This is a genomic window from Novosphingobium sp., from assembly GCF_037133355.1.
Taxonomy (GTDB): domain Bacteria; phylum Pseudomonadota; class Alphaproteobacteria; order Sphingomonadales; family Sphingomonadaceae; genus Novosphingobium.
On record NZ_JBAXOI010000012.1, the window covers coordinates 1 to 22,436 of the forward strand.

The 22,436-nt window shown below is 66.2% G+C and carries 20 protein-coding genes; 14 read left to right on the plus strand and 6 right to left on the minus strand.

Annotation, left to right across the window (positions count from 1 at the left end; translation table 11 throughout):
* Positions 1-227 (minus strand): hypothetical protein (locus tag WCL10_RS12680; RefSeq protein WP_336896018.1); only part of this gene is annotated, 227 nt, incomplete at its 3' end.
* A gap of 86 nt (positions 228-313) precedes the next feature.
* Positions 314-946 carry a TetR/AcrR family transcriptional regulator gene (locus WCL10_RS12685; RefSeq protein ID WP_336896019.1) on the minus strand — a complete coding sequence of 211 codons (633 nt, stop codon included), beginning with the start codon at positions 944-946 and terminating at the stop codon, positions 314-316.
* Positions 947-993: 47 nt separating this feature from the next.
* Here WCL10_RS12685 and WCL10_RS12690 point away from each other — a divergent pair, with 47 nt between their 5' ends.
* Both WCL10_RS12690 and WCL10_RS12695 read left to right on the plus strand, forming a co-directional pair.
* The gene (locus WCL10_RS12690; protein ID WP_336896020.1) at positions 994-2,466 is read left to right on the plus strand and encodes a TolC family protein; all 1,473 of its coding nucleotides are present in this window, start codon (positions 994-996) and stop codon (positions 2,464-2,466) included.
* 78 nt (positions 2,467-2,544) lie between these two features.
* Positions 2,545-3,498 (plus strand): L,D-transpeptidase family protein, encoded by a 954-nt coding sequence (locus WCL10_RS12695; protein ID WP_336896021.1) that lies wholly within the window; start codon positions 2,545-2,547, stop codon positions 3,496-3,498.
* Here the strand turns inward: WCL10_RS12695 and WCL10_RS12700 are convergent.
* Complete coding sequence (locus tag WCL10_RS12700) at positions 3,495-4,385, minus strand: LysR family transcriptional regulator (protein ID WP_336896022.1); 891 nt, start codon at positions 4,383-4,385, stop codon at positions 3,495-3,497. The genes WCL10_RS12695 and WCL10_RS12700 overlap by 4 nt on opposite strands.
* 223 nt (positions 4,386-4,608) lie before the next feature.
* Here WCL10_RS12700 and WCL10_RS12705 point away from each other — a divergent pair, with 223 nt between their 5' ends.
* The 5 genes from WCL10_RS12705 to WCL10_RS12725 are packed head-to-tail and all read left to right on the plus strand — an operon-like array spanning position 4,609 to position 11,057.
* Positions 4,609-6,705 (plus strand): malate synthase G, encoded by a 2,097-nt coding sequence (locus WCL10_RS12705; RefSeq protein WP_336896023.1) that lies wholly within the window; start codon positions 4,609-4,611, stop codon positions 6,703-6,705.
* A 16-nt stretch (positions 6,706-6,721) separates the two neighbouring features.
* Positions 6,722-8,215: an FAD-linked oxidase C-terminal domain-containing protein gene (locus tag WCL10_RS12710; protein WP_336896024.1), complete on the plus strand. Its 1,494-nt coding sequence runs from the start codon at positions 6,722-6,724 to the stop codon at positions 8,213-8,215.
* A complete protein-coding gene (locus WCL10_RS12715; protein ID WP_336896025.1) occupies positions 8,215-9,348 on the plus strand; it encodes an FAD-binding protein in 1,134 nt (377 codons plus the stop codon). Before WCL10_RS12710 ends, WCL10_RS12715 begins: the two co-directional genes overlap by 1 nt.
* Positions 9,326-10,627, plus strand: a complete 1,302-nt coding sequence (glcF, locus tag WCL10_RS12720; RefSeq protein WP_336896026.1) for a glycolate oxidase subunit GlcF — start codon at positions 9,326-9,328, stop codon at positions 10,625-10,627. Before WCL10_RS12715 ends, glcF begins: the two co-directional genes overlap by 23 nt.
* Before the next feature lie 7 nt (positions 10,628-10,634).
* On the plus strand, positions 10,635-11,057 hold the full coding sequence (locus WCL10_RS12725) for a heme-binding protein (RefSeq protein WP_336896027.1): 423 nt from the start codon (positions 10,635-10,637) through the stop codon (positions 11,055-11,057).
* Between the two features lie 19 nt (positions 11,058-11,076).
* On the opposite strand, the gene WCL10_RS12730 is transcribed toward WCL10_RS12725, so the two are convergent.
* Together WCL10_RS12730 and WCL10_RS12735 are read right to left on the minus strand one after the other, a co-directional pair.
* Positions 11,077-11,817 carry an SDR family oxidoreductase gene (locus WCL10_RS12730; protein ID WP_336896028.1) on the minus strand — a complete coding sequence of 247 codons (741 nt, stop codon included), beginning with the start codon at positions 11,815-11,817 and terminating at the stop codon, positions 11,077-11,079.
* Positions 11,818-11,867: 50 nt separating this feature from the next.
* Positions 11,868-12,587, minus strand: a complete 720-nt coding sequence (locus WCL10_RS12735; RefSeq protein WP_336896029.1) for a TetR/AcrR family transcriptional regulator — start codon at positions 12,585-12,587, stop codon at positions 11,868-11,870.
* A 277-nt stretch (positions 12,588-12,864) separates the two neighbouring features.
* Here WCL10_RS12735 and WCL10_RS12740 point away from each other — a divergent pair, with 277 nt between their 5' ends.
* From WCL10_RS12740 to WCL10_RS12770, 7 genes are all read left to right on the plus strand, one after another.
* Positions 12,865-14,247: an aromatic ring-hydroxylating dioxygenase subunit alpha gene (locus WCL10_RS12740; RefSeq protein ID WP_336896030.1), complete on the plus strand. Its 1,383-nt coding sequence runs from the start codon at positions 12,865-12,867 to the stop codon at positions 14,245-14,247.
* Between the two features lie 76 nt (positions 14,248-14,323).
* A complete protein-coding gene (locus WCL10_RS12745; protein ID WP_336896031.1) occupies positions 14,324-16,489 on the plus strand; it encodes a TonB-dependent receptor in 2,166 nt (721 codons plus the stop codon).
* Positions 16,490-16,538: 49 nt separating this feature from the next.
* Positions 16,539-17,207, plus strand: coding sequence for a glutathione S-transferase family protein (locus WCL10_RS12750; protein ID WP_336896032.1), 669 nt, complete (start codon positions 16,539-16,541; stop codon positions 17,205-17,207).
* 15 nt (positions 17,208-17,222) lie between these two features.
* Entirely contained in the window at positions 17,223-17,747 is a 525-nt protein-coding gene (locus tag WCL10_RS12755; protein ID WP_336896033.1) for a VOC family protein, read from the plus strand.
* Positions 17,744-18,523, plus strand: a complete 780-nt coding sequence (locus WCL10_RS12760) for a ThuA domain-containing protein (protein WP_336896034.1) — start codon at positions 17,744-17,746, stop codon at positions 18,521-18,523. Before WCL10_RS12755 ends, WCL10_RS12760 begins: the two co-directional genes overlap by 4 nt.
* Positions 18,524-18,546: 23 nt before the next feature.
* Positions 18,547-19,413: a phytanoyl-CoA dioxygenase family protein gene (locus WCL10_RS12765; RefSeq protein ID WP_336896035.1), complete on the plus strand. Its 867-nt coding sequence runs from the start codon at positions 18,547-18,549 to the stop codon at positions 19,411-19,413.
* Positions 19,414-19,463: 50 nt separating this feature from the next.
* Complete coding sequence (locus WCL10_RS12770; RefSeq protein ID WP_336896036.1) at positions 19,464-20,336, plus strand: enoyl-CoA hydratase; 873 nt, start codon at positions 19,464-19,466, stop codon at positions 20,334-20,336.
* A gap of 37 nt (positions 20,337-20,373) precedes the next feature.
* On the opposite strand, the gene WCL10_RS12775 is transcribed toward WCL10_RS12770, so the two are convergent.
* Positions 20,374-22,260: a hypothetical protein gene (locus WCL10_RS12775; protein ID WP_336896037.1), complete on the minus strand. Its 1,887-nt coding sequence runs from the start codon at positions 22,258-22,260 to the stop codon at positions 20,374-20,376.
* Between the last annotated feature and the right edge of the window lie 176 nt (positions 22,261-22,436).

A 22,436-nucleotide genomic window follows, 5' to 3' on the forward strand; every position in this document is an offset into this window, starting at 1 on the left:
GCGACGATCTTGCCGGGCACGCGAAAAGCAAGCGTGCTCTCAATGCGGGCGTGGATGGTGCCGGTATAGGCTTCGCCGGAACGCCCGTCATCAGGCGCAGCCAGCACGGTTGCCACGAGCGGCTCGACGGCTTGGTTTGGTGCGGACCCCGAGCAGGCGGCGAGCAGTGCGGCGCCAGTGAGCGCCGTGGCGGTGAGTGGGAAACGTAAAGTCGCGCGGCGTTGCATGAGAGCCTCCGAGCCCGATCGGGCACTTTCGACTCACCTATAATCGCGCCCCGCATTTAGGGAAAGATGAAAAATAGCATCTATTTTCATTTTTTATCTTTGAGGGCCTCAAGCACAAGGCGCGTGACCCCTGCCGTTTCGCTTTCAAGGTCAGCGACGCCGAACGTATCGAGCATCACCGGGTGCCAGACCTTTGCCATGGCAGTGAATGCCGCCGCCGTGGTTTCCTCAAGCGGGAGATCGGCGCGCATCACCCCCTGGCGCTGGCCTTCGGCGATGACATGGCGGATGAGGCCGTGGAGCGTGTCCATGAACTGCTGGACCGGGGGCCAGTTGCCGCGCGTGGCGGCGAGGCAAAGATCGCTGGAACGTCCGCTTTTGAAGAGAAGATCGCGCATTCTCAGCGAAATATCCATGCACAGCAGTTCAAAGGTGTGGATCGGGTCAACCGATGCGCCGCGCGCGACGCGCCATGCGGCATCTTCCACGCCGGTCAGCGCGCGGCTGGTCACGGCCTCGTCGATCGCCTGGCGGTTGGCGAAGCTGCGATAGAGGTTGGCGGGCGACATGCCGAGCGCGCGGGCGACGTCGGTCAACGTCACTTTTTCGAACCCCATCGCCTCGTAAAGTCGCTCGGCCGCGTCGAGAATCTCGTCACGCCGGTCGACGCACGGCCTGCCGGCTTTTCGCTTTTCTGAAAGAGCCAGGTTGATTTTCATGAAGAAGTGTATATTCTTTCATCATTCACAGGTCAAGGACTCTTCCGATGCGCCCGTTCCCTGCCGGTATCGCGGCCCTTTTGCTAAGTGCCGTCGTTGCACCACTGCCGGTTCAGGCCGCGCCGCGCAGCCTGCCTGCGCCCCCCGCGTTGGCGGGGTCTTTCCGCAATGCGCCGACAGGACCGGTGGCGATGGCAGCGCCCGTGCCGCTGGAGGAAGGTTGGTGGCGCGGCTTCGGCGATCCGGTGCTGAACCGGATGGTCGAGACTGCGCTTGCGGGCAATCTCGATATCGCCATGGCGGCGGCGCGGCTTGAGGCTGCGGCGGCAGGGCTCAAGGCGGCGAAGGGCGCCATGCTGCCCGGCGCTTCGCTCGATGCATCGGCAGCGGTGAAGCGCCAGTCGATCGAGGATGTTCAGGGGCGGGCGTTCTCGCGCTTTCCCGGCTTTCAGCGGACGGTGGAGCAGTATGGGTTGAATGGTGCGGCTTCGTGGGAGCTGGACCTGTTCGGCCGCTTGTCTGCCGGAGCGCGTGCAGCGCGGGCCGAGGCCGGGGCGGCGTCGGCGGGCCTTGCCGGCGCGCGGCTTACGGTCGCGGCCGAAGTGGTCGGTGCCTACATCGATGCGCGCGCTTTCGAGGCGCGGCTGGCGTTGGCGAAGGCGCGGGTGGAGACGCTTGCCGAGACCGACCGACTGTTGCGCCTGCGCACGGAGCGCGGCGTGGCGGCGCTTACGGTGACGGACCAGAGCGGTGCGGAACTGTCCGGTGCAGGTTCGGCAATTCCGGCGCTGGAGGCAGCGCTGGAAGCGCAGCGCAACCGGCTCGACGTACTGATGGGCCGCGTTCCGGGCCAGGCGGCCGCGGAAATGGGCCAAGGCACCGTTCCCGGTGTGCGGGCGCCAGTGGTGCCTGATGGCCCGGCGACGCTGCTCGCGCGGCGGCCCGATGTCGTGGCGGCGCAGCGACTGGTGGCGGCAAACGACGCCCGCGTCGCCGAAGCGATTGCCGCGCGCTATCCGCGCCTTACGATTTCGGGCTTTGCCGGGTTTCTTGCGAATGGCGCGAGCAATCTCCTGACCGGCGGTGCGCTGCAAACGGGAGCGAGCGCTGGGATCAGCGCGCCGCTGTTCAGCGGCGGGCGCCTGCGCGCGCAGCAGGCTGCGGCCGAAGCGCGGCTGAACGAGGCAGTGGCCGCCTGGCGCCAGACCGCGCTGCAGGCGGCAGGCGAAAGCGAGAGTGCGCTGCTCGCGCTGACCAAGCGCAGTGCCGAGGCCGAGGCATTGGGCGCGGTTGCGGCGCGGATCGGCGATGCGCGCCGTCGGACTGAAAGCGCCTTTGCTGCAGGCGCTGTGAGCCGGGTCGAAGTGCTGGGGATCGAGCGGCAGCGGCTCGATGCCGAGGACGAGGCGATCCGCGCCCGGGCCGAGGCGGCGCGCGCCGGTGTGGCGGCGTTCCGCGCGCTGGGCGGCGGGTGGCAGGCGGAGGGACCGCAGCTTGCGGCGCGTGGCGGCGCTGGCTGACCGTCCCGCTGAGGAACTCAACCGCAGCATATGAAAAATCTGTGTCGCGTGGTGTAACGATCCATTAACCATACGCGCATGAGCAGGGCATTTGGACGAGTCTCGGGTGTGGCCGCGCTGCTGCTGGCTCTGGTGGGATGCGCCATGGTGGCCCATGCCTCCTTTGCGCAGCGGCAGGCTGCGCCGCAGCTCGCCTACGCTCCCGCGCAGTGCGGGCCTGATCCTGTGTTTGACACGCCGCCTGCCGCCCCTCCGCCGCCCAGCCCTGTTGCGGCGCTCAGGCGAGGCGTGCTGATTGTGGTGAGCATCCCCTCGCAGCGCCTGTTTGTGTTCAAGGACGGGGCGGAGTGGGGCTCCACGACGGTTTCGACCGGGCGGCGCGGACATGGCACGCCTGCAGGGACCTTCACGATCCTGCAGAAGCACGTGCACCACCGCTCCCGCACTTATGGCAACGCACCGATGCCTTACATGCAGCGTCTGACCTGGGGCGGAGTGGCGCTTCATGCCGGGCGGGTAACTGGGGCGCCGGCCTCGCATGGCTGCATTCGCCTGCCGTGGCAGTTTGCCAAAGAGCTCTATGCGCTCACCAATCCGGCTTCGACTTCGGTGGTCATCGTGCGCCAGCCGCTGGTCTTTGCTGATGCGGCGAGAAGTGCGGCACTGGGACTGCCTGCGCCGCCCGCGCCGGTGCGGCAGGCATGGGCACCGCCCCAGCCCGCCTTTGCCCAACCCGCCCAGCCTCCGCGTGCCATGCCCCAGCCCGTAATCCCCAAGTTGGTCCCGCCGCCCCCGCAAGGCATGGTGCAAACGATCCAGCTGGCGGCGGCGACCAATATCGCCGGGGCGGACAACCTCTGGCAGGAACTGGCAGCGACCCAGCCCGAGCTGCAATCGCTTGAGCCGGTGATCGTGCCGGCAGTGGTGCATTCGGTGCAAGTCTACCGGCTGCGCGCTTCGGGCCGCGATGCCCATGCGATCTGTTCGCGCCTCGCCGCACGGGGGATCGCCTGCATGAAGGTTACTGCCTAGCCCAATGCGCCGCCGGTGCCGAGGTGGGCGCCAAGGTGGGCGATAAAGGCTTCGATTCGCGCGGGCAGCGCCGGGGTGGGCGCGTGGACGGCGTAGATGCCGACATCCTGCGAGCCCTGATACTGCGCAAGCACGCGGTGCAGCGCGCCCGAGGCGAGGGCTTCGTGCACATCCCACAAGGAGCGCAGCGCGATCCCGCAGCCGCCGAGTGCGAGTTCGCGCACGACTTCGCTCGAATTGGTGCGCACGTGGCTCTGGCCCTGGTGCGTGACAGTGCCTTCGGGGCCATCAAGCTGCCAGGGGAGCTGGCTGGTGGTGGCAAGGAGGCGGTGATGTTTGAGGTCTGCCAGCGTCCCCGGCGTGCCGAACGTTTCGAGATAGGCGGGCGCGGCGCAGAGCACGCGGTGGCTGGTGCCGAGGCGGTGACCGACGAGGCCGGCGCCGATCCTTGCGCCGATGCGGATGGCGATGTCACAGCTGCCGTCAAGCAGGTCGGCGAACTCGTCGGAGAGGTCGATCGAGAGGTGCACCGCAGGATGTGCGGCGAGGAAGGCAGGCAGGTACGGCACGACGTGCATGCGCCCGAACGAGGTGGGCGCGGTGATGCGCAGGGGGCCGCGCACATGGGCATGGCGACCGCTGACACGCTCTTCCGCCGCTTTTAGCGAGGAGCGCAAGGGGAGCAGCGCGTCGTACAGGTCCTGCCCCGCCGGGGTGAGCGCGAGACGGCGCGTGGTTCGGTGGACAAGGCGGGCGGAGAGGCGCTCCTCGAGGCGGGCGAGGCGCTTGGATAGCGCGGCGGTTGACAGGCCGCGTGCGCGCCCGGCGGCGGAGATCGACCCGGCTTCGATGATGGCAAGGAAGAGGTCGTAATCGGGATCGAACATTGTTTCCCTGAAGGAGAAGCTGCGTTGAATTATTTCCTTCTACCGGAAGGCGGGGTGAAGCGATAGGGAGGAGCGATCGGCCTGCCATTCATCGTCACCCCGGGCTTGACCCGGGGTCCCGCTTTTCCCGCTGGCGCTGCGATTGCGGCCAGCGGGACCCCCGGATCAAGTCCGGGGTGACGGGATGGTTTGGGGCGGCTTCGGGTTCTAAGGAGTGTGTGCGATGAGCGGATATGTCGAGCGTTCGGGGCTGCAAGTGGCGGAGGTCCTCGCGGACTTCATCGAGACGCGCGCATTGCCGGGAACGGGGCTGACGGCAGACGCGTTTTGGGCCAGCGCGGCGGACATTTTCGCCCGGTTTGCGCCGCGCAATGCCGCGCTGCTGGCGAAGCGCGAGGACCTGCAGGCGAAGATCGATGCGTGGCACAAGGCGCGCGCGGGCCAGCCGCAGGACCTCGGCGCCTACAAGGCGTTCCTCACCGAGATCGGCTATCTGGTGCCGGAGCCCGCGCCGTTTACTGTCGCCCCGCAGAATGTCGACCGGGAACTGTCCGTGACGGCGGGGCCGCAGCTGGTCGTGCCGATCCTCAATGCGCGGTTTCTGCTCAATGCCGCCAATGCGCGGTGGGGGAGCCTGTACGATGCGCTTTATGGCACGGATGCCATTCCGGGCGCGGCGCAGGGCAAGGGCTATGACCCGGTGCGCGGGGCCGAGGTGATTGCCTGGGCGAAGGCGTTTCTCGATGAGGCGGTGCCGCTGGCTGAGGGTTCGTGGGCGGACTGGACCGGCGGCGAGCCGGCGCTGAAGGACGCAGGCCAGCTGGTCGGCCGGGCGGGCGAGAACCTGCTGTTCCTCCACAACGGCCTCCACATCGAAGTGGTGATCGACCGCGCCCATCCCATCGGCAAGGACGATGCGGCGGGGATTGCCGACGTCGTGCTCGAAGCAGCAATTTCGACGATCTGCGACTGTGAGGATTCGGTCGCGGCGGTGGATGCCGAGGACAAGGTTGCGGCTTATGCCAACTGGCTCGGGCTGATGCAGGGGAACCTCGAGGATACCTTCGAGAAGGGCGGCGCGATGATGACACGGCGGCTCAATCCGGACCGCGTCTATACCGCGCCGGATGGCTCCACACTGACGCTGCACGGCCGCTCGCTGCTGCTGGTGCGCAACGTCGGGCACCTGATGACCAACCCGGCGGTGCTGCTGCCGGGCGGGGGCGAGGCGCCGGAGGGTATTCTCGACGGGATCATGACCAGCCTGATCGCGATGCACGATATCAATGGCGCGCGGCGCAACAGCCGGACAGGTTCGGTCTATATCGTGAAGCCCAAGATGCACGGGCCCGAAGAAGCCGCGTTCGCCAACGATCTGTTCGACGCGGTGGAGGATGTGCTGGGCCTTGCGCGCCACACACTCAAGATCGGGGTGATGGACGAGGAGCGCCGCACCAGCGCGAACCTCGCTGCCTGCATCCATGCGGTGAAGGACCGCATCATGTTCATCAACACCGGCTTCCTCGACCGTACCGGCGACGAGATGCACACCTCGATGCAGGCGGGCGCGATGCTGCGCAAGGGCGACATGAAGACGAGCCCCTGGATCACCTCCTACGAGGATCGCAACGTGCAGATCGGCCTTGCCTCGGGGCTTTCCGGCAAGGCGCAGATCGGCAAGGGCATGTGGGCGATGCCCGACCGCATGGCCGACATGCTGGTGCAGAAGATCGGTCACCCGAAGACCGGCGCGAACACCGCATGGGTGCCCTCGCCGACGGCTGCGGTGCTCCACGCGACGCATTACCACAAGGTGGATGTGTTCGCCCGGCAGGTGGAGCGGCGCGCGGAAGGGATCGCCAGCCTCGATGCCTTGCTGACCATTCCGGTGGCGGCGGGTCAGAACTGGTCGGCCGAGGACATTCAGGCCGAGATCGACAACAATGCGCAGGGCATTCTGGGCTATGTCGTGCGCTGGGTCGATCAGGGGATCGGCTGCTCCAAGGTGCCGGACATCAACGACGTCGGCCTGATGGAGGACCGCGCCACGCTGCGGATTTCGAGCCAGCATATCGCCAATTGGCTGCTGCATGGGGTGGTGACGCCCGAGCAGGTGGACGCGGCGCTGCTGCGCATGGCGGCCAAGGTCGATGTGCAGAACGCGGGCGATCCGCTCTACAAGCCAATGGCGAGCGATCCGGCGGGCAGCCTCGCGTTCCAGGCGGCGCGGGCGTTGGTGTTCGATGGCGTATCGCAGCCGAGCGGCTATACGGAGCCTCTGCTGCACGCGTTCCGCCAGAAGGTGAAGGCGGGCGCCTGAGCCGGAGAAGCCGCTGATGACGATTGCCATGCCGGTGCCTGATGCCGAAACGCTCGCCAAGCGCGAGCGGATCGCGCAGGCGCTGCGGTCAATCGTGCCGGGTGAGGGCGTAATCGATGCGCCAGAGGCGCTGCGACCTTGGGAATCGGATGGTCTTACCGCCTATCGCCAGCCGCCGCTTTTGGTCGTGCTGCCCGAGACGACGGCGCAGGTTTCCGCTGTACTGGCCTGGTGCCATGCCGAGAGCGTGAAAGTCGTGCCGCGCGGGGCGGGTACTTCGCTTTCGGGCGGGGCGCTGCCGCTGGCTGATGCGGTGCTCTTGGGGCTGGGCAAGTTCAAGCGCGTGCTGGAGATCGACTACGAGGACCGCGTGGCGGTGGTGCAGCCGGGCGTCACCAATCTGGCGATCACGCAGGCGGTGGAAGGACGCGGATTCTACTATGCGCCCGATCCTTCGAGCCAGATTGCCTGCACCATCGGCGGCAATGTCGCGGAGAATTCGGGCGGGGTGCATTGCCTGAAATATGGGCTGACGACGAACAACGTGCTGGGCGCAGAGATCGTGCTGATGGACGGAGAGATCGTGCGGCTGGGCGGACGGCATCTCGATCCCGGCGGGCTCGATCTCCTGGGCGTGGTGGTCGGCTCGGAAGGGCTGCTCGGCGTAGTTACCGAAGTGACGGTGCGCATCTTGCCCAAGCCCGAGACGGCGCGCGCGGTGCTGGTGGGGTTCCCCGATGCCGAACAAGCGGGGGCCTGCGTCGCGCAAGTGATCGCCGAGGGGATCATCCCGGCGGGCATGGAAATGATGGACCGGCCCGCAATCCATGCAGCGGAGGCCTTCGTGCAAGTGGGCTATCCGCTTGATGTGGGGGCGCTGCTGATCGTCGAGGTCGATGGGCCGGCGGCGGAGTGCGATTTCCTGATCGGCGAGATTGCGCGGATTGCGGGTGCCAATGGCGCGGTGACCTCGCGGGTTTCGGACAATGAGGCCGAGCGCATGGCTTTCTGGGCGGGGCGCAAGGCGGCCTTTCCGGCGGTGGGGCGGATTTCGCCGGATTACCTCTGCATGGACGGGACCATTCCGCGCCGCCGTTTGCCCGACGTGCTGCGGCGGATGGAGGAACTGTCCGCAGAGTATGGTTTGCGGGTGGCCAACGTGTTCCACGCGGGCGATGGCAACCTGCATCCCTTGATTCTCTATGATGCCAATGTGCCGGGCGAACTCGACAAGGCGGAGGCGTTTGGCGCGGATATCCTGCGGCTATGCGTGGCGGTCGGCGGAGTACTGACGGGCGAGCATGGCGTGGGGATCGAGAAGCGCGATCTGATGCCCGAGATGTTCAGCGAGGCCGATCTCAAACAGCAGCAGCGGGTGAAGTGTGCGTTCGATCCGGAACTGCTGCTCAATCCGGGCAAGGTCTTTCCGGTGCTGCACCGCTGCGCCGAGCTGGGGCGGATGCACGTGCACCATGGCGCGCTGCCGCATCCCGAGTTGCCGAGGTTCTGATGCTGGAACCAAGGGATGCGGCCGATCTCGCGCAGATCGTGGCCGATGCTGCGGCGCAGGGGCGCAGGCTGGAGCTTCGCGGCGGCGGGACGAAGGCAGGTTTTGGCGCACCACGTGCGGTGGACGTGGTTTCGCTGCGGGGCCTTCACGGGGTGGTGGACTACGATCCGGCGGAACTGGTGTTGACGGTGCGTGCAGGAACGCCGCTGGCCGAAGTGGAAGCGCTGGTCGCTGGCGAGGGGCAGATGCTGGCCTTCGAGCCCTGGGGCGATACGGGGGCCACGATTGGCGGGACGGTTGCGGCGGGTGTCGCGGGTTCGCGCCGGGTGACGGCAGGAAGCGCGCGCGATCATCTGCTGGGGCTGACCGCCATTTCGGGGCGGGGCGAGGTGTTTGTCGCAGGCGCCAAGGTCGTCAAGAACGTGACCGGCTATGACCTCCCCAAGCTGATGGCGGGATCGTGGGGGCGGCTGGGGGCGATGGCCGAGCTGACCCTGAAGGTGCTGCCCGACCCGCGCGAGGTGGTGACGATGGCGCTGCGGGTGGACTCGCCCGCCGCTGCCCACGCGGCGATGGCGGCGGCGCTGGGAAGCACGGCGGACGTTTCCGCCGCCGCCGCACTGCCCGATGGCACGGTTCTGCTGCGCGTGGCGGGCTTTGCGCCTTCGGTTGCGGCGCGCTGCGCGGCGCTTCCGGGGTTGCTGGCGGGGCATGGCGCGCTTTCGGTCATGGCTCCGGTAGAGGCAGCGCCCTTGTGGCGCCGGGCCATGACCGGTGCGGACCTCACGGGCTCGGTGCGCTGGGATGTCCACCTGCCGCCGCGCGCGGCGCCCGGCCTGATCGCGGCGCTGCCGGAGGGCGCTGAGTGGTCGATGGACTGGGGCGGCGGGCGCTTGTGGGTCGGGATCGATCAGGAAGACGAGGCCGTGCGAGCCGCAGCAGCCGCGCTTGGTGGTGAGGCGCGGCTGGTCCTCGCGCCAGAAGCGATGCGCGCACGCGTCCCCGCGTTTCAGCCCCGCGCGCGCGGTGTGATGGCGCTCGAGGCGCGGGTGCGGCGGGCGTTTGATCCCCAGGATGTCTTTGCCACCGGGCGCTTTGCGGAGGATGCGGATGCAGACTCGCTTTCCGCCTGATGCGCTCGCCGATCCGGCGATGGCCAGCTCCGAAGGGGTGATCCGCAAGTGCGTGCACTGCGGGTTTTGCACGGCGACCTGCCCGACATATGTTCTGCTGGGCGACGAGAACGATTCCCCGCGCGGGCGGATCTACCTGATCAAGGACATGCTGGAAAACCGGCGCGTGCCGGGGCCGGAGACGGTCAAGCATGTCGACCGCTGTCTTTCTTGCCTTGCCTGCATGACGACGTGTCCTTCGGGGGTGAACTACATGCACCTCGTCGATCACGCGCGGGCCTATATCCAAGAGCATTACAAGCGGCCCTGGTACGAACGGGCCATGCGGCGGCTGCTGGCCTTTGTGCTGCCCTATCCGGGACGGATGCGGCTGGCGCTGGAGCTGGCTCCGCTGGGCAGGCCGTTTGTGTCGCTGATGAAGCGGATCAAGGCGCTGCGTCCGCTGGCGGCGATGGTGGCACTGGCCCCTGCGCGGGTGCCTGCGCCCGTGCTCGTTCAGCCGGAGCGAGTTTCTCAACCCAAGGGCCGGGTCGCGCTGCTGCAGGGCTGCGCCGAACCTGTGCTGAGCCCCCAGGTACGCACGGCGACAGTGCGGCTGCTGGAGCGGGCAGGGCATGAGGTGGTGTTTGCGTCTGGGGAGGGCTGCTGCGGGGCACTGGTGCACCATCTGGGGCGCGAGGGCGATGCGCTGGATGCGGCGCGGCGCAATGTCGATGCGTGGATGCGCGAGATCGAGGGGAAGGGCCTCGATGCGGTGATCGTCACGACCTCGGGCTGCGGCACCACGATCAAGGACTATGGCCACATGCTGCGCTCCGATCCAGCTTATGCGGGCAAGGCAGCGCGGGTGAGCGCTCTGGCGATGGACGTGAGCGAGTATCTGGCCAAGGCTGGCCTGCCGCCAGCCACGCCGCGCGGATTGACCGTCGCCTATCATCCGCCCTGCTCGCTGCAGCATGGGCAGAAAGTGACCGAGGCGCCCAAGCGGTTGCTGGCAGAGGCCGGGTATAGCGTGCGCCTGCCCGCCGAGGCGCATTTGTGCTGCGGTTCGGCGGGGACGTACAACATCCTCCAGAGCGAGATTGCCGACCAGCTCGGCGCCCGCAAGGCTGAACGGCTTGCGGCGTTGGAAGCCGATGTGATCGCCACCGGCAATGTCGGCTGCGCAGTGCAGATCGCGCGCCATGCCGGCGTGCCCGTTGTCCACACCATCGAACTGCTCGACTGGGCGACCGGTGGGCCCAGACCAGACACGCTCAAGCACCTTCCCCAGGAGTAACAACCAGATGACCCGCATTGCGCTCGACTCCGCCCAGACCATCGTCGCCGGCGCACTCAAGGAGGCCCGCACGCTTGGCCTCAAGCCGATCAGCGTTGCCGTGCTCGATGCCGGCGGCCACCTGATCGCCTTCGCGCGCGAAGATGGCTCTTCCAATCTGCGCCCGCAGATCGCGACGGCCAAGGCTTCGGGCGCGTTGGCGCTGGGGGTATCCTCGCGCACGATTGGCGAGATGGCCATCGAGCGGCCGACGTTCATCAATGCCGCCGCCGGGCTCAATCCGGCGGGGATCGTGCCCGCAGCGGGCGGCGTGCTGGTGCGCGGCGCCGATGGCGCGGTGATCGGCGCGGTGGGCGTGACGGGCGATACCAGCGACAACGACGAACTCGCCGCGCTGGCGGGGATCGCTGCGGCCGGACTCGCCGCCTGAGCGCCGCGTCAGCAGCTGCTCACTGCGCGGTGAAGCCGTTGTCGATCACCAGTTCCGATCCGTTCATGTAGCTGGCCTCGTCCGAGAGCAGGAAGAGAATGCCGCTGGCGATCTCGTCCGGTTCGGCGAGGCGGCCCGAGGGCATCAGACTGCTGAGCGCCGCGCGGATCTCATCCGAACCGCCGAGCTGGTCGACAATCGCATCGGCCATGGGCGTGTTGGTCAGTGCGGGGTGGACCGAATTGACCCGGATGCGGCTGGGCATGGCAATGGCCTCAAGGGCGGTGGTCTTGGTCAGCAGCCGTACTGCGCCCTTGCTCGCGGTATATGCCGCCGCGCCGGGCGAGCCGCAGATCCCGGCCGTGGACGATATGTTGACGATCGCGCCGGTGCCCTGGTGCTGCATCACGCGCATGGCGTGTTTGTTGCCGAGAAACGTGCCTTCCACATTCACCGCCATGACGAGGCGGAAATCCGCAAGCGAGGTTTCCATGGTCGTGCCCATGCGGATCACCCCGGCGGCGTTGACGAGGCCGTCGAGGCGGCCGTGTTCGGCGGCGATGTGGTCGGCCAGCGCCTGCCATTCGGCTTCGCTGGTTACGTCGAGGCGGTGGGCGGTTACGCCCTCGATGACGACCGGCGAGAGATCGGCGCCGTGGACATGCGCGCCTTCGGCCACCAGCCGCTCGGCGGTGCGGCGGCCGATGCCCGAGGCCGCGCCCGTTATCAGGATCACCTTGCCTGCAAATCTGCCGTCCATGTCGCTCTCCCGTTTCTGGTCTGTTGCGGATGGACGGCGTGACGGCGAAGTCAGCCGCCGTCCTGCTGTTTCTGGATCGCCGCGCGCAGGATCGACTTGGTGTGATCGAGCATGTCGGCAATGACTTCGGGCGAAAGCTGCCCGGCGAGCTGGCCATAGGCCATGCCTTCAAGCAGGTAGTGCGCGATGTTGCCCGCCTTCATCACCTCGCGGTCGCGGTAGCTCCAGCCGAAGGCCCGGCGCGCGGTCTCGTACCATTCGGCGAGAAAATCCTGATAGAGCGGGGCAAAGGCCTCGGTCATTTCGGGATCGCTGCGCGCGAGCAGCACGAGTTCCTGATAGGCAAGGAAGTCACGCTCACCGAGGTGCTTCCAGTGGGTATCGACGATCCGTTCGGCAAGGTCGTCCTCGGGCCTGATCGCCGAGAGATCGGCACGGAACTGCTGCAGGCGGCGGGCGTTGATATGGGCGATCACCGCGCAGAGCAGATCGCGCCGCGTGGCGAAATGATACTGCACCGCGCCGCGCGAAATCCGCGCACTCTTGGCGATCACCGCGATGGATACCTCGTGCGATTTGCCTTCCTGCAGGCAATCGATGGTGGCCTCCAGCACGCGCAGGCGCATTGCCTCGCTCTTGGCGATCTGGAGCGGCGAGGCACCCGCGGCACGTGATGTCCGCCGCGCCGACTGGGGCAGTGCGGCATCTTCGCGGCCTGGCTCCGGATTTTCCCAATCATCCGATGTCGTGTGGGACGAACGCAATGTCATGGAGCCTTCGTCCGGGAATTTGGGGGTGCAAGTCAAGCCTGCACCAAAAGCCTATCATTAAAACCAGCCACTCAGCATGTTTATTGACAGGTTGCGGGGCGGGTGTAGTTTTCAAAACAAGCTGATCGGCATGTTTTAATGCGGCGGCGCGTTTGGGAGAGCGCATGGTGGCGGGATGACGGGGCATGGCCCCGGCTCCGCGACATGCAGGCATGATCGGGCCACCTCCTCAGCACGCCGGATACCGCACACACCTTGGGCAAGGACGGCGCTGCAAATGGCGAAGATCGAGGATCGACTGATCGGGGCTCTCGGGGCTGGCCCCAAGGATACCCAGGCGCCGGCCTTCGTCCCCCGCAAACCCATTCCCGTGATAGGCTACCAGCGCATCGACGGCGAGCGCTTCCACTCCCGCGAATTCATGCAGCGCGAATGGGACCATATCTGGACCAAGACCTGGAACGTCGGCTGCCATGTGTCCGAACTCGCCGAGCCGGGCGACTTTCGCCTGCACACGCTCGGCAAGGAATCGCTGCTGTTCGTGCGGTCGGACGATGGCGCGATCCGGGGCTTTTTCAATATCTGCCAGCACCGCGGAAATCTGCTGTGCCAGACCTCGGCGGGCTCGGTCGAGCGGTTTACCTGCCCCTATCACGGGTGGAAGTGGAACAATGACGGCTCGCTCCACGCAATCGCGCGGCCGGAACTGTTTGCACAGTACCGCGAAGGTGTGCCCAAGGGCGAGCTCGATCTGGCGCCCATCCGCACCGATATCTGGGGCGGCTGGGTGTGGTTCAATCTCGATCCGCACGCGATCAGCCTGCGCGAATATCTCGGCGAAGCGGGCTGGCATCTCGAGACCTATGAGCTTGAGAACTACACACTGATCGACAGCACCACCTTCGAGTGGAACGGCAACTGGAAGCACGCGCACGACGCTTTCAACGAAAGCTATCACTTCGAGTCGCTGCATTCGGACTTCATGAACATCACCGAAGGCTACGACGTGCCGATCGAGCTGCTCGGCGTGCATAGCCGGATGATCAACTTCAACCTTACGGTCAGCGAGCTCCTGGGCAATGCGGAGGAAATGACCCCGCTGCGCGAGAAGTTCCTCGGCATCGGCACGCTGGTCCCCGCCGACTACAAGGGCAGCCTGCGGGACATCCATCTCGAGGTGATCAAGGCCAAGCGGGCGATCGAGAACGAGACCTATTTCCCCTATCGCCGGATGAACGACGAGCAGCTCGTCCACCAGTATCACTACACGTTCTTCCCCGGCACCACGCTGACCCAGACGCCGGAAAGCTCGATCATGTTCCGCTACCGGCCGCACCCCAGTGATCCCGGCATCTGCTACTACGACTTCCTGATCACCGAGCGCCGCGCCCCCGGGGCAGAGCAGCCGGTCGTCAACCACCGGACCTACCGCCACGGCGAACTCGACGACTATGGCGAAGCGTTTGACGGCACCTTCGATCCGTTCCTCGCCAATGTGCTCAAGCAGGACGGCTCCAACATGCCGACCATGCAGCAGGGCACCGGCTCGCTGGGCTTTCGCGGCATGATCCTGGGCGATCAGGAAGTCCGCATCCGCCATTTCCACCAGCAGATCGATCGCTGCCTGATGGGGGACTACCCGTGGATCCGCCCGGGCTGACCCGACCTTGCCTGACGCCTGACGCCTTGCGGCCCGGACGCCGCAGACCTTGAAAACAACAGAGGGGGAGAGAACAATGACGAAGAGCCAAGTCGGCGCCCGCGCCTTGCGCCTTGCCGTATCCTCGGCCGCGATGGCCGTTCTGCTGGCATCGCCTGCCGCCCATGCCCAGCAGGCTCAGGCCAGCGCGGACGAGGCGAAAAACGACAGCGAAATCATCGTGACGGCCCAGCGCCGCGAGCAGACGCTGGCCTCGGTCCCGCAGGCCGTTCAGGGCCTGAGCGGCGAGACGCTGATGCGCTCCGGCGTCACCGATATCGGGCAGGCGATCTCGCTCGTGCCCAGCGCCACCACCGGCGCCACCATCGGCGCGGGCAGCACGACCTACCAGATCCGCGCGATTGCCGCGTCCGAGACCGACGGCGATCCCGCTGTCGGCTACTACCTCGACAACTTCGCCTTCACGATGCCGGGGCGCCCCTATGCGCCGGTCGCGACGTTCTACGACCTCAAGCGCGTTGAAGTGCTGCGCGGTCCTTCGGGCACGCTCTATGGTCTCGGTTCGATCGGCGGCACGATCAAGGTGCTGACCAACGATCCCGAACTTGACCGCACCGGCGGCTCGATCCGTGCGAGCGGCAATATCGTGACAGGAGGCAAGCCGGGCTATTCGGGCGATGTCATGCTCAACCTGCCGGTGGTGGGCGACAAGCTCGGTCTGCGCGGGGTGCTCAGCTACAAGCGGGTCGGCGGTTATGCAGACATCATCCCCACGGGCGTGAAGAACGACAACTACGCCACCAGCTTCACCGGCCGCGTCAAGCTGCTCGCCAAGCCGACCGACAACCTCACCATCCGTCTTTCGGCCTGGCGCAACGACACCAAGCAGAACTGGTCCGACCGCATCACTTTCCCCGATCCCGCCAGCATCGACCAGCGCTTCGGCGAGGCGCTCTCGGACTATTGGCTGTTCAGCGGTGACATCGAGTACGACCTCGGCTTCGCCACGCTGCAAAGCTCGACCGGGCATATCAAGAACACCGTCATCTCGAACAACGGCGGCTTTATTCCCGGCATCGGCAACTTCACCTCGCTCTGGCCCCTGATCACGCACAACTTCAACGAGGACGTGCGCCTGACCTCGTCGGGCAAGGGCCCGCTGCAGTACATCGTCGGCTTCTTCTACCAGAAGGGTGATACCTTCGGCGGCCAGACGGTGCAGCTGCCCGACTTCCTCGTGGCGCCGGGCGTGCTTGGCTTCAACACGGTCAACGACAAGAACCAGCTCTTCAGCCAGGGCTGGGCGGTCTATGGCGAAGCGACCTATTCGGCCTTCGACCGCAAGCTCGATCTCACTGTTGGCGGCCGCTACTACAAGGAAAAGCGCCGCTTTGAAGAGAACAGCCAGCTCGAGATTGCGGGCGGCGTGATCCCCAACCGCAGCACCACACGGTCGAGCAACAGCACCTTCAACCCGCGCTTCAACATCGCCTACCACGCGCCGGGCGGCGGACTCATTTATGCCGAGGCGGCCAAGGGCTTCCGCAGCGGCGCGATTTCCTCGGCCTCCATCGTCGGCGCCTCGAATGCGGTGCTGGGCGTCAATCTCTCGAACATCTCCCCGCCTGATACCCTCTGGAACTACGAGGCGGGCCTGAAGTGGGGCCTGTTCGACAACACCGTGCAGATCGAGCTGGCCGGATATTACGTCGACTGGCCGCGCGCGCAAATCGAGCTTTCGCCTGCGCTCCAGACCATCGTTGCCCAGGTCGGCGATGTTCGCGGCCATGGCTTCGAGCCCTCGATCACATGGCGCACGCCGGTGAAGGGCCTGACGCTCACGGCCAACGGCAACTTCAACTCGACCACGATCCACAACGTGCCAGCGCCGATCGTTGCCAAGATTCCGCAGCTGCGCGAGGGCAACCAGCTGCCAGGTACCGCCAAGACCACCTTCAATCTCGGTGGTACCTACAGCCGCGAGATCGGGCCGGGCGGTCTCGAGCTCAGGATCAACGCGCGCTACAGCTACCGTTCGCGCCAGCAGAGCATCTTCAACGGGGTCTACGCGCCGTTCAACGGGATCGGCTACGTTCGCGCCAGCATCGGCACGGACAAGTGGGAAGCGGGCATCTTCAGCGACAACGTGGGCAACACGGTCGGCCCGCTGAACAAGCCCGGCGGTCAGAACCAGATCGTCTACCCGCGCACCATCGGCATCTCGATCGAGGGCAAGTTCTAGGGGCCCCGGCGCGGACAACCATCCGGGCGATACCACGAAAGAGGCGGACATGATCTTCTACGATTTCGACTTGTTTGCACCCAATCCGTGGATCGCCTGGATCTTCGCGCAGGAGAAAGGCATCGCGCTCGAGCGGCGCTATGTCGATCTGTTCACGCGCGAGAACCGGCGCGAACCTTTCATCAGCCGGATCAACCCGATGGGCGAACTGCCGGCGCTCGAGCTTGATGATGGCACCGCGATCAGCGAAGTGACGGCGATCTGCGAGTATTTCGAGGATATCCAGCCCGATCCGCCGCTGATTGGTTCCACCCCGGAAGAGCGCGCCGAGACGCGGATGTGGGTGCGCCGGATCGACCAGAACATTGCCTGGCCGATGGGCGAGGGCTTTTCCACCGAGGAAGGCCGCGCGTTTTTCGAAGGCGACAAGGACATCGAGGGCGCAGTGACCAAGAGCCTGTTGCCGCTCGAGGCGGCGGCGGTGCTCAAGGCCAAGTCGCGCTACCGCATGGTCTGGCTCGACGGCGTTATGCAGGGCCGCGAGTTCGTCTGCGGTGATCGTTACACGCTGGCCGATATCTACCTCTACTGCTTCCTCCAGTTCGGCGAGAACCACGGTCAGCCGATCCCCGAAGAAGCGCCCTGGCTGCAGGATTTCTTCGTGCGCATGAAAGCGCGGCCCCATGCCTGGCACGGCGTACCTTCCTCGCTCGACTAGAAAGGTCACTTCATCATGCACGGCCCGATCATGCAGCTCGGCTATGTCGTCGGAGACCTTGCCACGAGCGTTGACATCTGGGCGCGGCGCACGGGCGCAGGGCCGTTCATCCATATGCCGGGCATGACCTTCGGCGGCTGGACCTATCGCGGTGCGCCGCAGGCGGTCACGCTCGACATCGCTTTTGCGCAGCTTGGCGACAAGATGATCGAGCTGATCGAGCCTTCCGGCACATGGCCCAACGTCTACGGCGAGGCACCGTTGCAGCCGGGCGAATGCCGCCCGCATCATCACGCGTTCCTCGTTGCCGATCTCGACCGGGCGGCGGCGCTCCTTGATGCCGGGCCGCCGGTTACGACCGGACGGCTGAACGAGGAAGTGGAGCTGCGCTACTACGATTGCCGGAGCACGCTCGGCCTGTTCGTCGAACTCATCACCGATACCGCCTCGACCCGCGATTTCTTCGTCCTGTCGGAGCGTGCCGCCGCGCAGTGGGACGGCGCGGCCCCTTACCTCATCTCTGCGGAGAGCGTAGCATGAGCGAACCTGTCCGCATCCACCTTGTGACCGGCGGCAAGTACCACGATTTCGATCTGGCGCGCCTCGTGCTGCTCAATCTGATGGCCGAGGACGACCGCATCCGCGTGCGCTGTGCCGATGATTTCAGCGGTGTCGGCGATCTCGCCGGATTTGCCGCCGTGGTGCTCTATACCTGCGATCTCATGCCATTGGACGAAGAGGCGCAGGCACTGGTGGATTTCGTCGCGGCGGGCGGACGGCTGCTGGCGCTGCACGGCGCCAATGCCGGGCTCGAGTTTACCGACGGCCCGGAAATCGTCGCCAGCGGTGTGCGGATTCCCGGGCTCGTCAAACCGACAGCAGAGACGGTGGCACCGGCCTTCATGGATCTGCTCGGCAGCCGCTTTGTCGCGCATCTCTCCGCGCAGACCATGCACATCCATGTCGAGGATGCCGATCATCCGATCACACGCGGGCTCGAAGATTTCACGGTGACCGACGAGCCCTATATTGCCCAGCCGCTGTGCGACTATCGCACGCTGCTCACCGCGCGCTACAAGGGCGAGGCACCGGGTTACCTGCTGGGCCAGTGGGACGATGATCCCCCCCGGCCGCAGCTCTACGTGCGCAGCTTCGGCGCGGGCGAGGTCGCCTACAGCCCGCTCGGCCACGCCTGCGGTCGCTTCGATGCAAGGCCGCTGATGGACGAGGCGCCGGTTGTGCGCGGCCCCTGGGACGGGGCGGCATTCAAGGATCTCTTGCGCCGCTGCATCTGCTGGCTCGCCGAAGCGCGCTGACAACTCACCAAGGAACCTGCGTCATGACCACTTTGACCGCCGAGGCCGACAGCGCCCGCACCCTGACGCAGCGCTACCGCGAGGACGGCGTGGTGTTTCTGCCCAAGGTGTTCGATGCCGAAATGCTCGAACTCGCGCGCGAAGGGTTCGAGTGGAGCCTTGCCAACCCCAGCACGGCCGCGCAGCAGCTGTTTCCTCAGGACGGGACGGTGTTCTACCAGGACCTGTTCAACACCCTGAGCTGGCCGCATTATGATCCCCTGCTGCGCAAGGCGGAACTCGGCGCGCAGATGGCAGGGCTTTGGGGCTGCGAGAACGTCTGGTTCTTCTTCGAGCAGATATTCCACAAGAAAGGCGCCAGCCGCCGCACGCCGTGGCATCAGGACACGTCGTACTTCCCGGTAGACGGGGCCGACATGTCCGTCATGTGGGTCAGCCTCGATCCCGTGCCCTTGTCGCAAGCTCTCGAATTCGTGCGCGGATCGCACCGGGGCACGCTGTTCGACGGATCGGCCTTTACCGGCGAGGATGATACGGCCCCGCTCTACAATGTCGCCGAGATGCCGCGCCTGCCTGATGTCGAGGCCAATCGCGACCAGTTCGATATTCTGGCCTGGGAGGTCGAGCCGGGCGATGTGCTCGTCTTCCATCCGAGCACGCTGCATGGCGGCGGGCACACCGACGCGGGCGGCGAGCGGCGCACGATCTCGCTGCGGTTCTTCGGCGACGACTGCAACTTCGTGCAGCGGCCCGGCGTGAGCAAGGATTCCGCTGTCGGCTTCAACCGGCAGGAAACGGGCTCGCGCGATGTGAGCGAGTTCTACGAAGGGCTGGTTCCCGGCGACAGATTTCGCCATCCTGATTTCCCCAAGCTCTACCCGCACGCCTGAGCCACACCGGGAACAGCGGCGGCAGACATGTGCATGAAGGGAACGGGTTGATGGGCGAAGCACCGCTGTTCGAGGATATCCGCTACGACCGGCCTGCCGAGCGCGTCGCGCGCATCACGCTGGCGCGGCCGGAAAAGCACAATGGCCAGTCGACGCGCATGCTCTACGAGATCAACGACGCGCTCAATCTGGCGATGGATGACGACGGGGTGCACGCGGTGATCGTGGCTGCGGACGGCAAGAACTTCTCTTCTGGCCACGACCTGACCGACACCGCGAAGATCGGCGATCTGAGGCCCCCGGTCATGGGCTTTGGCGGATACCGTCAGCCCGGCCCCGAGGGGTACATGGCGCGCGAGCAGGAAATCTACCTCGGCTTCTGCTGGCGCTGGCGCAACCTGCCCAAGCCGATCATCGTGGCCGTGCAGGGCAAGGCGATTGCCGGCGGGCTAATGCTGATCTGGCCGTTCGATCTGATCATCGCCAGCGAGGATGCCGAGTTTTCCGATCCGGTGGTGGCCTTTGGCATGAACGGCCACGAATTCTTCGTCCATGCCTATGAAGTGGGCCACCGCAAGGCCAAGCAGATGCTGTTTACCGGCGAACCGATCGGTGCGGCGGAGGCCAAGCAGCTTGGCATGGTCAACGAGGTGGTCCCGCGCGAGGAGCTCGAAAGCTTCACGCTTGCCATGGCCGAGAAAATCGCCTCGCGCCCCATGATCGGCCTGAAGATGGCCAAGATGAGCGTGAACCAGTCGATGGACGCGCAAGGCTTGTGGAATGCGATCCAGTCCGCGTTCAATCTCCACCACTTCGGCCACGCCAACAATCTTGTGATGCACGGCCAGCTGGTCGATCCGGCGGGGCTGGAGACGATCAAGCGCGAGGCCCGGGCAAGCCGGGAGCGCGCGGCGAAGGAGTGAGCGGGGATCGCCACTGCGCCTGCGGCGCCCAGAGGCGTCAGATATCGACGCGCAGTTCGGCGAGGAAGCGCCGCCCAACCGTGTACTGGAACGCCCCATTGGTGGCGACCTGCCAGCCATAGTTATCCAGCACATTGGCAACCTGAACGCGCAACAGCGCGCGCGCCGAGGCGACGTTGAAGCGGTAGCGCGCGCCGAGATCGATGGACTCGCGCGGCGGCGCCAGCAGGCGGTTGCTGGCATTGCCGATCCGTGAGGACAGCGATTCCGCTGCGATATCAAGCGACAGCGGACTCTTGCCGCCGCCAAGCCGCCAGTCGATGTTGACGATGCTGCGCCGCCGGATGCTGCCGATCGGGCGCGGCCCGATGCGGCCGCTGTCGACCAGTTCGCCGCTGATGCGCTGATCCAGCAGCACATTCCCTAGTACCACGCTGAGCCCCGGCCGGAGCGTGCCCGCCAGCGACATCTCGAGGCCCCGGTTGGAGGAAATGCCGAGCTCGCGGTAGTTCGCGTCATCGTCCAGATTGTAGTACGGCTTCTTGATCTCGAACACGCCCGCGACGAGGCTCAGCCCGGGGCTTACCGCATAGCGCAGGCCGATGTCGGTCTGCTGTGTGCGGATCGCCGGTGGCACCGCGCCCCGGTTCGCCGCATTGACAGGTGCCACCGCCACTTCCTCGAAGCCCCGCACGTGCCCGCCATAGACCGAGAGCGAACGCGTGAGGTTCAGCGATCCGGTCACGCTGCCGGTCACCGGCCGGTCGCGCACGGAAGTGACAAGGCCGGCCGAAGTGAAATTGATGGTCTTGCGGTAGCGTGAGCCGGAAAGGCCCACATCCAGCAGAAACCGCCCAGGCGCGGTGATCGTATAGCCCAGGCCCAGTGTGGCTTGCCCCGAACTGTCGGTATCATCCGGGCCAAAGGCAAAGTTGGGCTTGGGCCGCTCGTCCGCGAAGTTCAGGCTGCTCGGGCCAAGTGCGATCGACTGCACGCCGCCGAAGCGCCGTTTGCCGCTGCGCCCGCGAAAACTGAGGATCACCCGATGCGCCAGCGCGCGGGTGCCGAAGGTGCGTGTCAGCCGCGCCTCGCCTGAAAGCGTGCGATCGAGATTGTTTGCGTCGGCGACCATCACCCGGTTTGGCGTCGTACCGTCGGGCCGCATGCGGCCAAACAGATCGGTGAAATTGGCATCGAAGCGGCGCTCGGCGTGAAACAGGCCCGCCTCGAGCTGCCATTTACCGAAGGGCAGGTGCATCATGGCGCCGGCCAGTTCCTGCGTGCTGTCGCGCTTGCTCCAGCTTTGGCCGATCATCGCGCGGCGCCTGATCCGGGGCGGCAGATAGTCGCCGCCAGGGAAAATCGAGGGCGCCGCTTCGTCGTCAAAAGTGCGGGTCCGGGCGTAGAATGCGGTAACGCTGGCTCCGGCCCACGGTCGCCACGCGAGGCCGCCGGTGCCGATGTACGACTTGAAGTTGCCGCCTTCATGCCGGTTCTGCCGCCGAACCGTGCCGCCCAGATAGACCTTCAGGTCCCCGGCCAGCGGCTGCAGCACATCGACGCTGAGCACGCGCGAACCGAACTGCCCGCGCTCGAAGCCGACTGTCAGCTGATCGACCTGCGCGCTTGCCGAAAGGTCATAGTCGACGATCCCGGTGGGCGCGGGGAAGGGGTAGCCCTGCGCCGAAATGCCGACCTTCACCTTGCTGCCGCGGATCAGCCGGTTCGGCATGCGATCGACCGGCGCGAAGTAGAGCCCGTCGATCCGCGTATTGCCGGCATCGACCGGGTTGAACCCGCGCACATCGTCCACGGTATAGAGCCCGACCCGCTCGTTGCCGATCGCCTGGCCAAAGGCATCGTTTGCACTGGCGATCGCGTTGTCGTCGACCCGCTGCGCGAGGGCGGACCCGGGGCCGGCCAAGCCGACCGCAGCAATGGCCAGCAGGGCGCCGGGCAGGGACCTGCGCGCAAGCTTGGATCGAGACTGGTGTATGGAGGTAAGGCCGAGAGCCACGGGCACGCTATTCCCTCCGAGTGCACCTTGCCCGAACCGCCTGTGCATCGTGAACCCCTTCAACCTCTATGAAGCTGGCCGGC